The 13,065-nt window shown below is 46.9% G+C and carries 8 protein-coding genes; 1 reads left to right on the plus strand and 7 read right to left on the minus strand.

From position 1 onward, the window contains the following. Positions 1-11 precede the first annotated feature (11 nt). The 7 genes from B0D95_RS12930 to tkt form a co-directional block, all read right to left on the minus strand. Complete coding sequence (locus B0D95_RS12930) at positions 12-1,520, minus strand: tryptophan halogenase family protein (protein ID WP_078044274.1); 1,509 nt, start codon at positions 1,518-1,520, stop codon at positions 12-14. Between the two features lie 101 nt (positions 1,521-1,621). Further along, positions 1,622-2,359 (minus strand): SapC family protein, encoded by a 738-nt coding sequence (locus B0D95_RS12935; RefSeq protein ID WP_078044275.1) that lies wholly within the window; start codon positions 2,357-2,359, stop codon positions 1,622-1,624. A gap of 100 nt (positions 2,360-2,459) precedes the next feature. Then, positions 2,460-5,447 (minus strand): TonB-dependent receptor, encoded by a 2,988-nt coding sequence (locus B0D95_RS12940; RefSeq protein WP_246841601.1) that lies wholly within the window; start codon positions 5,445-5,447, stop codon positions 2,460-2,462. A gap of 567 nt (positions 5,448-6,014) precedes the next feature. After that, the gene (locus B0D95_RS12945; RefSeq protein ID WP_078044277.1) at positions 6,015-7,187 is read right to left on the minus strand and encodes a phosphoglycerate kinase; all 1,173 of its coding nucleotides are present in this window, start codon (positions 7,185-7,187) and stop codon (positions 6,015-6,017) included. A gap of 54 nt (positions 7,188-7,241) precedes the next feature. Further along, positions 7,242-8,261 (minus strand): ParA family protein, encoded by a 1,020-nt coding sequence (locus tag B0D95_RS12950; protein ID WP_078044278.1) that lies wholly within the window; start codon positions 8,259-8,261, stop codon positions 7,242-7,244. Beyond that, positions 8,258-9,466, minus strand: a complete 1,209-nt coding sequence (locus B0D95_RS12955; protein WP_078044279.1) for an ATP-binding protein — start codon at positions 9,464-9,466, stop codon at positions 8,258-8,260. The genes B0D95_RS12950 and B0D95_RS12955 overlap by 4 nt, the downstream gene beginning before the upstream one ends. A gap of 133 nt (positions 9,467-9,599) precedes the next feature. Further along, entirely contained in the window at positions 9,600-11,603 is a 2,004-nt protein-coding gene (tkt, locus tag B0D95_RS12960; RefSeq protein ID WP_078044280.1) for a transketolase, read from the minus strand. A 430-nt stretch (positions 11,604-12,033) separates the two neighbouring features. On the opposite strand from tkt, the gene B0D95_RS12965 reads away from it, so the two are divergent. Further along, positions 12,034-13,059 carry a metalloregulator ArsR/SmtB family transcription factor gene (locus B0D95_RS12965; RefSeq protein WP_078044281.1) on the plus strand — a complete coding sequence of 342 codons (1,026 nt, stop codon included), beginning with the start codon at positions 12,034-12,036 and terminating at the stop codon, positions 13,057-13,059. Positions 13,060-13,065 lie beyond the last annotated feature (6 nt).

Raw genomic sequence — 13,065 nt, forward strand, 5'->3', positions numbered from 1 at the left:
ATGTGCAGTCATTACATATTACTGGCTTTGCAATAGCTCTCAAGAAAATCGCTGTGGCTCGGCAACTGCTTAACCAGGTTCTGAGCAGACATTTTTATACCATATAAAAATGCTGCAAGCTCTTCATCACTCATCATGTCAACAATTTGATGGTACTGTTTCGGCATAATGCCTTGCCCCAACAAGACCTGAACCCAGTTATTTTCTCCAAAAAGCTCTCCGGGAACCTTAAAAATTTTCCCTGACTCTCTGAACAGTTCCAGCTTGTGTTTAAGAGAGTCCGGCACGGTCATATTGCGGCAATAGCGCCAAAAAGGTGTGTCCGTTCTTTGTGTTGTGTTGTAGTGCAGAATAATAAAATCCCTGACATTGTTAGTTTCAATTTTGGTTTGCGCATTGAATTCATCAATATCAAATTGCTGAATTCCACCAGAGGGGAACAAGCTCACTAAACGTAAAATACCTTGCTGGACAAGATGGATACTGGTTGATTCAAGAGGTTCAATAAAACCACTGGCAAGCCCCAATGCAACACAATTTTTATTCCAGTGTTTTAAGCGCTGGCCCGAACGGAATTTGATGACTCTCGGCTCAAAGAATGGATCGCCATCCACATTTTGTAATAATGTTTTCTTTGCATCATCATCACTTAAATAACGACTGCAATATACCAACCCTGATCCTTCCCGATGCTGCAAGGGGATACGCCATTGCCAACCAAAATCCCGTGCAATTGCACGGGTGTAGGGAACCGGCGGCCCAACCAGTGTGGTCTGAACTGCAACGGCCCTGTCGCAAGGAAGCCAATGCGACCAATCCTCATAACCTGTATGTAAAGTTTGCTCAATTAATAAAGCTGCAAAACCAGAACAATCAATAAATAAATCGCCCTCGATAAGCTGCCCGGATGCAAGGCTAACCGACTCGATAAATCCTGTATCCGCATTAGTCGTCACATGGGTTATCTTGCCTTCAGCGCGTTTGACGCCACTATTTTCAGCAATCTTTCGTAAAAACTTTGCATATAACGCAGCATCAAAATGGTACGCATAATTGACTTGGTAATTGTGACCATCCCTTGATCTGGGCAATATGGCAAATTTACCGGCTCTTGCGGCTAAATGCTCAACACAATAATCACCATAACCATCACCTATGCCATTGCGTAAGCCTTTAAGCCAGCAATGCCAAAAACCAGCGGCCCAATGATCCTTACCCGTTTTACCAAAAGCGTGGATGTATTTATCATCCTGCTCTTTCCAATGCTCAAAAGAGATTCCCAATTTAATCGTGCCCTGACAGGCCGACATAAATTCCTGCTCTTTTATACCTAACAAACCGTGAAAATTGATAAGTGGCGGCACGGTTGCTTCACCCACTCCGACAGTGCTAATTTCATCAGATTCAACGAGTGAGATATCCAGAGTCTTACCGAGGATTTTTGATAGGGCAGCTGCAGTCATCCAACCAGCAGTACCACCGCCGACAATAACAACCTTATGTATTGCATTGGCTTTCATATCTCCCCCTTCAACATCTGCCAGTCTGAAAACTCACGTGATAAAATGCACAACGCAACCATGGGCTGCAACAAAGCCGTCGTAATTATCCTGTCACCCTATCACTTATCTATCGATTGCAATCTCTTATTTTTTTCATCAATTAATGTACGAATGTTAGAGTGCGAGGCAACCACCATATAAATCGCTTGCAAATAACCCTGGTTATGCAGCCTTTCCAGCACATCCCCCTTCAGTGCACCAAGCTTATCTTCATTGATTGTATAGAAGCCTTGCAGTTGATTATTGGATCCGTCGTTCAACTGAATATCCAGTGAAAAAGATTCCAACAAATCAAACTCCAGCAGCATATTGATAAAACCTTCACTATGTTCATAACCATAATGAATGGCCTCCAACACAGAGGCGACACGCTCCAGATAGCTGGTATTTCCACCATGTGGCATAAATAGCAACTCACCCTCAGTTTCATTGACGCGAGGGTTATCCATGTCGATATGAATAACCATTTGCTTTTTTGCAACACCTTCTTCCTGAAATTGCTGGAAGCCAATAAGGAAAGGATGACGCTCGATGGTGAGAGGGATATAGCGTGCATCCCAACCTCTATCAGTCAAAAAAAGGTTTTCTTTTTCTTTAAAACCCAAAAGGGCAATTGGATAAAAGCTTCCTGTTTTATTGTTTTTATGAAAGAAAATGGGGTAATAAGATTGAATATTTCTAAACTCAAGCGGAAAAGTTGCAGCAAACATAACATTATCGCCATACTTTTCCGATCTATCGATTATTACCCGCACATTTTTATGGGCAATATTATTTAACAAGACATGGTTACTCATATTATTTCCAACATCAGGTTTTTTATTTTTTTAAGAGTAAAAAAGCCGCTGTAAAACAGCGGCTTCAACATACAAAAAAATATAGTGTTTTAATAACAACTTAGAAGCTATAACGAACACCAATATTGTAACGCGGACCTAACTGGGTCATGTTCATAAGCTGCAGTTTGGTACGAGCGTGCGAACGTGTATATTCATCCGTCACATTTATACCTTCAGCAAAAACTGTCAAGTTATCGTTAATATCATAACTTACGTTAATATCAACCTGACCGTAGTCTTCAACATAAACAGGGTTAGGATTTCCAGTACCATGTCCGGTGCCAGCCAGGAATGTATCGCGCCAGTTATAGGCGATACGAATCTGCAGACCATCTTTGTCGTAGAAACCAACCAAGTTAGCGGTATCACTGAGACCGAGAAGGGCGAATTGCTCATCCAAACTCAGGTTGTCATAGGCGATATCACCATCCACCATAGTGTAGTTAGCAATTGCACCAAAACCACTCTCACCAAACACATGCTGAACCGCAAATTCCCAACCATCAATTGATGCTTCTTTCTCGTTTGATTTAACGGTTACGTTAAATTCCAACAAATCATCTTCTGGTAAGGCGAGAATGTTAGTTCCATCAACACCTGGACCACCTTGTTGAATAATCCAGGCGCGGATGTCGCTCACGCTAGCACCACTACCCAAAGCTGCCACTGCTGCTCTGTAGCGAGGACCCGATGTCGGATTGCGCAAACCGTAGAAATTTTCGCGGATTTGACGAGTACCAATGAAGTTCTGTACATCCTTTTTAAAGTAACCAACAGACAAGTAGCTGGCATCATTGTAATACCACTCGGCAGACAGGTCGTAGTTGGTAGACTCATAAGGCAGCAGACCTGCATCGCCTCGGCTACCATTACCGCCATTAAAGCCAGCCTGACCGCCTAAACTGGCACCAGCTTGAATATCGTTGTAGCCTGGACGAGCAATAGTCTCACTCGCAGATGCACGCAAAATTACATCATCCACTACTTCAAAGCTAACATCCAAGCTCGGCAACATATGAGAGTATTTGCCTGTATCACTCACATACTCGCGATCAACAGAGGATTGCAGAGAAATCTCGTTGTCGGAAACCCACTTAACGATATCAAATGTATTTGCTGCCGATGTTGAAGTGACTTCAGTGGACTCATAACGAAAACCAAGAACTGTATTCAACGCACGACCGGCGATATCTACGCTCTTGTTAAACTGTATATAGGCGCTTTCACTTTCTTCTTTGGTGAAACGGTCAGTACCATTTTTATAATCGGTAGATGGGCAGAACCAATCGCCACAATCGCCAGGAGCAGTCGAGCCCGCATCAGCACCGTACAACTGCTGCGCACGCTTTCTCACATCTTCAAAATTGAACAAGTAAGTTTGGTTGACAGTGCGCGGATCATTACTACCGGGCAAATCAAATTCGCTTGCTACGCCCGATGAATGCCAGTAACTGCTGTCAAAATCACCTGCCTGCCCTACACCGCCCCACGTATCACGTTGGACATTGGCAAACCGACCCGTATTCTCCACCGTGGTAGAGGCAACGCCCAGATTGATAGTGAAGTCATTATCAAGTTCCAATGTACCTTTTAATTGATACTGATCGATTTCTGACAGGGTATAGCTATTGCGGAATGAGCTTCCAGAAATACGAATATCTTCAGGGTTAACAGAGGTTTCACCATTTGACAGCGCAATTTGAAGAACAGGGAACTTGTCAGTAAAAAAAGCTGACGACTTACCGCGAACAGCAGCAGTGGTGCCTATGACGTTGTGGCTGCCATTCTTGCCATCAGGACGGGACTCAGCTTCAGACTGGTGTGCATCAAACTCCAAGGTCAAACGGTCAGTAGCCGCCCACTCAACATTTAAACCAAGGGATTTATTTTCATTAATGCGGGAATAAGCACCAGCTCCCATTGCATAGTCACTAGCCACATTTTCTTCCGCATACATAAGCGGCGATGCTATAGGGCCGTCAGTCCATACAGTACTAATACCGGTAAAGTTGTTATTCCAGCCAAACCATGCTGACAAGTCGTTGTACTGCTGGGAGAAGTCCTGCTTTGAATAGGTGTAATCCAATGTGGTGGTTACCGTTTCAACAGGGCGATATTGTAGAGCCAACTGACCATTGGTACGGGTACGTTGCACTTCGTTGAAATCGTATTTCAACTGCTGCGGAATAGAATAAATTTCATCTGCACTGGTAGGTCTATTGACTTGGTTGGCATTAGTTGGGATGGCACCCCATGCAGCGCCAGCTTGACCCCAGTCACCGTCATAAAGAGCATTGCCGGGGCTGGAATACCAACCCGCACCTGTGCTTGCGGTTTTACTACCACTTTCACGCTCTTGATAAGAGGCAGACAAAGACACACCAAAGGTGTCATCGGCAAAGGTATTGGAGTAAATACCCGACAATTCAGGCGTAATGTCTTCGCCCTTGTCAGTAGATTGATCCATTACACCTTTTACACCAAAACTGGCTTTCAGGCCCGGATTGTCAAAAGGACGACTGGTCAACACGTTAATAGTCGCACCAATACCGCCACTGGTAACGCTGGCACGACCGGTTTTGTAGACTTCTACTCCGCTGATACCTTCAGAGGCGATGTTAGAGAAATCAAAAGAGCGCGAAGCAGCTGCAGTCGTATCCTCAATGCCGGATGCCGGCATTTGACGACCATTCAGGGTCACCAGGTTGTAGTCCGGGCCAAAACCACGCACTGTTACACGGGCACCTTCACCGTTGGCGCGATCGATAGATACACCTGTAATACGCTGCAGGGATTCTGCCAAGTTGGTATCGGGGAACTTACCTATGTCTTCTGCGGAGATGGCATCAACAACACCTTGCGCTTCACGCTTGATATCCATCGAACGCTGCAAGCTGCCCTTAATGCCGGTAACAACCACTTCTTCCATCACACCTTCTTGTGCGAAGGCGAATCCGCTGACACCCATCATTGCCGATGCAACGGCCGTAGCAACCAACTTTTTCTTAAAACTGACCGATTGATTCGTCGTTAGTGTTTTACTCATGGAGAACTCCATCTATTTTATTGGTATCGATTGGCTGTGCAGTCCAGACGGCGCCTCTCAACGCCGGGTTGATGCCTGGGTCACAACTCGTTTTCTAGCCAGTTCATCATCATGATTAGGCGCCAAGGTGTCGTCCCACCTTCAAAAAAGGTAAAACCTGACGCAGTTCACTTTCAATTAAACTCAATGAGACGCCATAAAATCTTTTAATTTCATAAACTTAAGTCAAAAAGCATCGCAAAAGAATGCTGTGTACTTTCTTCCCAAGGCCAAAAGTGGAACGCGAAAAAACAGAAGTGAGATGCCAAAAAGACATAAGTGAGAAGGTAAAACGCAAAAAGCGGCACACTAAAATGATGTTTTTATCGGCAAAGCGGGCAAAAACAACCCAAGTGAACGCCTGCTGGATAATGTAACTGGCGCCATAGAAGGCCAGAACACCCCAAAAAGACCATCAAGATGGCAGCAAAATTTGTATATCAGAGAAAAGTGGGGCGCCGACCAGAATTCATGCCCATAAAAAAAGCGACCCGCAGGTCGCTTTTTTTATGGGCAAAGTGCGCTGGATTAACCCTTGGCACGCTCTTCCAGAATCGCTACCGCGGGCAGTACTTTGCCTTCCACAAACTCGAGGAACGCACCGCCACCGGTTGATACGTAGGAGATTTTATCGGCCAAATGCCACTTGTCGATCGCCGCCAGGGTATCGCCACCACCGGCGACAGAGAAGGCATCGCTCTCGGCAATGGCACGGGAAATGGTTTCCGTACCCTGGGCGAAGGCATCAAACTCAAACACGCCACAAGGGCCGTTCCAGAGAACGGTTTTGGCGTTTTTGATGATCTCGGCTACACGCGCTGCGGTTTCCGGGCCGTAGTCGATAATCTCTTCATCGGCTTCAATTTCATTGGCTTTCTTGGCCACGGCTACAGAGTTGTGGTTCCACTCTTTAAAGCCTTCTTTGGTGACGCGCACATCGGTGGCGTAAACCACTTCGGTTGTTTTGCACAGACGCTGGGCTTCAGGAATCAGGTCTTTCTCGTAGAGTGAGTTGCCCACTTCATTGCCAGCCGCGGCGACGAAAGTGTTGGAGATACCGCCACCCACCACCAGAATATCGGCGATTTTGGACAGTGCATCCAGTACGCTCAACTTGGTGGATACTTTGGAACCGCCAACAATAGCCACTAATGGGCGCGCAGGCTTATCCAATACTTTTGCCAGTGCCTCCAATTCAGCAGCCAGCAAGGGGCCAGCACAGGCGATAGGGGCAAACTTGGCTACGCCGTGGGTTGAGGCTTGCGCGCGGTGCGCGGTGCCGAATGCATCCATCACGAATACATCGCACAGGGCCGCCATTTTTTTGGACAGTTCGTCGGTATTTTTGCCTTCGCCCACATTGAAGCGTACGTTTTCCAACAACACCAAATCGCCTTGGTCAGAAAAGCCATCCACCCAATCTTTTACCAGTGGCACAGCGCGGCCGAGCTTTTCGCTCAGGTATTTGGCTACAGGCGCCAGCGAGGCGGCCTCGTCATACACACCTTCATCCGGGCGACCAAGGTGCGACATCACCATGACTTTAGCGCCAGCCGCCAGTGCTGCTTGAATAGTAGGGATAGAAGCATCAATACGCACGGCGCTGGTAATGCGTCCATCTTCCAGTGGCACGTTCAGATCCTGACGAATCAATACACGTTTGCCAGCGAGATCCTGATCTTTCATCAATTTAACAGTCATGCTTTTACTCCAGAGTAATTAGGATAATAAATTCAAATATCTAAAATTTGAGTTTTAAAGTATATCTAGTCCAATTTTATCGGCAATTTTGTACGCTAATGTTTCAAAATCTCTTTTCGCATCTTGCACAGCCCCAGCATGGCTGCCAATTGCTCCATCAGCTGAAGTTAATTTAAAAATTGGTTTGCGCCTTTCTTGAGCCATGGGGATTAAGCTGCGATAGTGTTTTATTGTACCCAAACAATATGGATCATCTTCTTGTTTAATCTTTTCATGGTCTGATAGATTAAGTATAAACTCCCGATACACACTTGGAATTCTATTAACCCATTTATCATAAGCCTGTACTGGTCGATCAAGACGGACGCTGTGTTGCTGACAGAGATAACCAACAGACTCCATCTTGCCTTGTGGCAAATTAAATTTCGGATGTTGACTAGAGTCAGCAGACTCATGCCAATTAACTAACCTTTTGTTCCATTGTTTTTTCCAAGTTCTCAAAGTAGGCCCAAGGTTTTTCAAACCCTGAAGAGAAAACAAGTCAGCCCCCAGAGGAATAACGACATAATCGGTAGCCAATAATACCGAGCGATTTATAGCTCCAAGATTTGGGCCTATATCTACTAATATTATTTCTGCATCTACTTTTTTTGCAGCCATTTGCATTACTTGCCAAAACGAACTTAGGATCCTCATTGGGCGATATAAATTATTATCTCCCAGACTATCTGGCCACTGGCTCGAAAGAGCATCTTCATAACTGGATAGATTTATATCGCCAGGAATTAAATATAAGTTAGTACTGATTTTTTTTAATATTGGGTCAAGTATATCCCCTACCGCAGTTAGAGGTTTTACACACTCATAAATTGAGCTTCCCGGCTCTTTTCGCTCCCACAAATCCTCTATTGTACTTTCATCTAAGAAAGCGGCGGTTAAATTCGACTGGGGATCCAAATCAGCAGCAACAACGCGAACACCAAGTAAAGAATATATCCACGCCAAATGATATATCAGTGAAGTTTTTCCAACTCCCCCCTTGTTATTAAAGAAAGTTAAAACTGGAGTAGTCATGACTTACCTCTAATCACGCAAGATACGAAACCTTGATTAACTTCATATGCGAGCTCTGGATTTCCATTTTTTTGAAGCTCACGTGTGGCTGTAGCTATACCTCGCCCAAATGCCTGGATAAAACCAAATGTTTTCAGGGCATCACCAATATTAGGATTGCGATAATCCGTAACACCTGGACGCCCAAAATTATCTACAGTGACATTTCCGTATGGACCACCAGGGCTAGTAATTTCGATACGATCATTAAACCAATAAAATCTCACGGGCGAGTTGGTGCTTTCATAGGTACGATGCAAGACCGCGTTATAAAGGATTTGCTGAATTGATGCTGGCGGATATGGCAAAGTGGCTATATGTGTTGCTGCCGACACTATATCTATCGCTACTCTGTTGTGTGCATTCAACTTTTCTTCAGCTTTGCGCAACATATCAACGAAGGCCCCACCAATCTCTTCAGCATCAATCACTGGATCAGCAAGTTCAACACCATCAATGCGTAAAAACTGAATATAAGCACCAGGCAAAAAATCTTGCGGTGTTTTCCCTAATGCTAGAACCCCCATTACAGTTGGCGTTGTATCATCAGGAGATACAATCATTTTGCAAGATGCCAATCGCTCCTCATAGGTTCTGCCATTAGCTTCCAATATGTCTTCGGCAAATGCTGCAGGTAAATATTCGTTCAAAAAAATATTTTTTGAAAGATCGGTAATTTTTGCAGTGGGAACCGGATAAAGGTCAAAAGGTAAATTTTTATACCGCCTTTTTTCGTTAAGGATACGCTCCTCCTGTTCATTTGCTATTGAACGCCTAGGTCCAGTACGAATCCAGATTCGTCCTTCATATTTTACTGGGGGCATATCTGATGGCATCACCGTAACGACAGCCATATCAGCACCGTTAAGATTACGCTTTTCAACCGACATAACAGGCATCGGCAAAATATTTCCATCCGACTTAATATCAGACAATGATAGTAAGAGTTGATCAGTTATTTCGATGCCTGATGGTTCGCCATTATCTTTCGCACCAATAAATAAAACCCCTACATCACGATGATCAGGTAAATCATTAGCAAAGGCACAGATAGCTTGACGGGCTTTTTTTGGGACATCGCCTTTAAAAGATTCCTTACGCTCAACATTATCAGCCTCCAATGAGACCAATAAAGCCAACAGTTCCTGATCAGAAAGTCTTTTCATAAGGCAAAATATATCCAGTTAAAAGAGAACACCACAAATTAAACACAGCCTGACCATAGCAAAAGCAGTAAAAAATAAAAAGCCAAAACAAAACACCCGACTCGCGCCGGGTGTTTGTGTTGCATTTACCTGCTTAGTCTTCCAACAACTCTTCAACCGTACTGACGATATTGTCGACAGTGAAGCCGAAGTGTTCGAGCAGTTTGTTGCCTGGAGCTGATTCACCGAAGGTGGTCATGCCCACAATACGGCCATCAAAACCAACGTACTTGTACCAGAAGTCTACATGGGCCGTTTCTACCGCCACACGCGCCGATACACTGCTCGGCAATACCGACTCTTTATAAGCCGCATCTTGCTGATCAAACACACTCGTGGATGGCATAGATACCACACGCACATTTTTACCTTTGGCTTTCAGCGCTTCAGCCGCTTTCACGGTCACGCCAACTTCCGAACCGGTAGAGATCAGGATTGCATCCGGCTCGCCCACGGAATCAACCAACACATAACCGCCTTTGGCGATGTTGGCGACTTGCTCAGGGGTACGCGCGAAGAAATCCAGGTTCTGACGGCTGAATACCAGTGCGGCTGGGCCATCTTTACGCTCAACAGCCGCTTTCCAGGCAACCACAGATTCGGTGCTGTCCGCCGGGCGCCAGGTTTCCAGGTTTGGCGTCAGACGCAGGCTGCCCAACACTTCGATGGGTTGGTGAGTCGGGCCGTCTTCGCCTTGGCCGATGGAATCGTGGGTGTACACAAACACATTGCGCAATTTCATCAGCGCCGACATACGCACCGCGTTAGCCGCGTATTGCTGGAACATCAGGAAGGTAGCGCCGTAGGGAATAAAACCACCGTGGGCTGACACGCCGTTCATGATCGCGCTCATACCAAATTCGCGCACACCGTAATACACATAGTTACCGCTCGCATCGCCTGCTTCTACGCCTTTGGATTTTTTAACCAGGGTCAGGTTAGAACCGGCCAAGTCAGCGGAACCACCGAGGATTTCTGGCAACCACTCAACAAATGCCGCGATAGTATTTTGTGAGGCTTTACGGCTGGCGATTTTCTCGCCTTTGGTTTGGGTTTCAGCGATCAGCGCTTCGGCTTTTGCGGCGAAGTCGGCAGGCAAGTCGCCCTTGATTACACGACGCTCAAATTCAGCGGCCAATTCAGGATGAGCCGCTTTATAAGCAGCAAATTTTTCGCCCCAGGATTTCTCTGCCGCTGCGCCTTTGGCTTTTGCATCCCAACCTTCGTAAACATCGGCAGGAACCACAAATGGCTCGTATTCCCAGTTCAGGGTTTTACGCACCAATGCCACTTCTTCCAAACCGAGTGGTGAGCCGTGGCAATCGTGTGAGGCTTGTTTGTTCGGTGAACCGAAACCAATGATGGTTTTGGTAACGATGAGAGTTGGCTTGCTAGTTTCAGCGCGCGCCGCTTCGATAGCTGCTTTAATAGCTGCCGCATCGTGGCCATCAACCGCTGGGATTACATGCCAGCCGTAGGCTTCAAAACGCTTGGGCGTATCATCGGTAAACCAACCTTCAACATGGCCGTCGATAGAAATACCGTTGTCATCGTAGAAGGCGATGAGTTTGCCGAGACCCAAGGTGCCCGCCAGTGAACAAGCTTCATGGGAAACGCCTTCCATCATGCAGCCATCGCCCAGGAAGCAGTAGGTGAAGTGATCAACTACGTCATGGCCGTCGCGATTAAATTGTGCCGCGAGTACTTTTTCCGCCAGCGCAAAACCAACGGCGTTAGCAATACCCTGACCCAATGGACCAGTGGTGGTTTCAACACCCGGGGTGTAACCGCGCTCAGGGTGACCGGGGGTATTGGAGTGCAATTGACGGAATTGTTGCAGGTCTTCAATAGAAACCGCGTAGCCGCTCAGGTGCAACAAGGAATAAATCAGCATGGAGCCGTGGCCGTTGGACAATACAAAACGGTCGCGATCAGCCCATTCAGGGTTCTGTGGGTTGTGTTTTAAAAAGTCATTCCAGAGAACTTCGGCGATATCCGCCATGCCCATAGGGGCGCCCGGGTGGCCTGAGTTGGCTTTTTGTACCGCATCCATCGAGAGGACACGGATTGCATTGGCAAGATGTTGGCGAGTTGGCATGAAACTCAAGGCTCCTTACGTTATAAGTTGATTGCTGTTGTAGGTGGGCGCCGCTGCCTGAGCCGACAAGTTCGAGTCAGGCACGCCCTGGGGTTGCAAAGCACTAATGGGCAAATGCCACTTATTTACAGGCCTCTGATGGGCTTTTGTGTCGTTGGGTTCCAGCCGCCGTCGCTGGGAGCAAGCTCTTAGGGAGAAAACAAAAGCCCGCTGACAAAATGGGGGAGCATTTTCGCCCAGCACGGGCTGCCCGTAAAGGAATAACCGAGTCCATAGGCATAATTAATCGATAAAAACCGCGTCAAAGATCGAAAAAGCCACTGATTCGATCAAATCGAACTAAAATCGACTAAAACCTATATCAAAATATTTTGATATAGGTTTTTCGGGCTGCTAGACTGCATAGCACTTATCCCCTACTGGTCAAACCATGAACCAATCCCTGCACAACACGGCGGATGCACTGCCAGTGCTGACCGATGTGGTCGAACTGGATACACCGCTCAGCCCGCTCGCCAACCTGCTCAAAGCAGCGGGCGACCCATTGCGCCTGGAGATTCTACGTGTATTGAGCCAGGACTCCTTCGGGGTATTGGAACTGTGCCGGATTTTTGCGATTAAACAGTCAGGCATGAGCCATCACCTGAAAGTGCTCACCAACGCAGGGCTACTCAGTTCGCGCCGCGAGGCCAATTCGATTTTTTATCGCCGCGCCTATTTAGCACCGGATCACGCCCTCGCCGCGCTACAACAACAGCTATTTGCGACGGTGGATACCCTCCCGATTGCCGAACATTTACGCGCCCCCATCCGCGAGTTGCAGCAGGAACGCAGTTTGGCCGCACAAGCTTTTTTTAGCGAAAACGCCGATAAATTTCGCGCCCAGCAGGATTTGATTGCCAGCTACCCCGTCTACGCCGAACAGATGACACAACTGCTCAATAACACTCCGCTGCGCGACAAAAACCTCGCACTGGAAGTTGGCCCGGGTGAGGGTGAATTTCTGGCAGTACTCGCACAGCAATTCAATCACGTCATCGCCCTGGATAACGCCGCCAATATGCTCGACAAAGCGCGCGCCTATGCCAGCGAAAACCAACTGCGCAATATTGAATTTATTCATGGCGATACGCGCAGCTTGCCCCACCACAAGGTGCTCGCCGATTGCATACTGGTGAATATGGTGCTGCACCACACCCCATCGCCCGCCGATATTTTTCAGGATTTAAGCAATGCACTCGCCCCCGGCGGCGCACTGCTGATCTGCGATCTCTGTCGCCACGAACAAGCCTGGGCACGTGAGGCTTGCGGCGATTTATGGCAGGGCTTTGAACCGCAGGATTTTTCACGCTGGGCGCAGGCAGCCACACTCGATGAAGGCCAGAGTGTGTATTTTGCGTTGCGCAACGGCTTCCAGATTCAATTGCGCCAATTTTTTAAACCGACTAATTACTGATTTTTA

Origin of the sequence: Cellvibrio sp. PSBB023 (assembly GCF_002007605.1) — a bacterium.
GTDB lineage: Bacteria > Pseudomonadota > Gammaproteobacteria > Pseudomonadales > Cellvibrionaceae > Cellvibrio.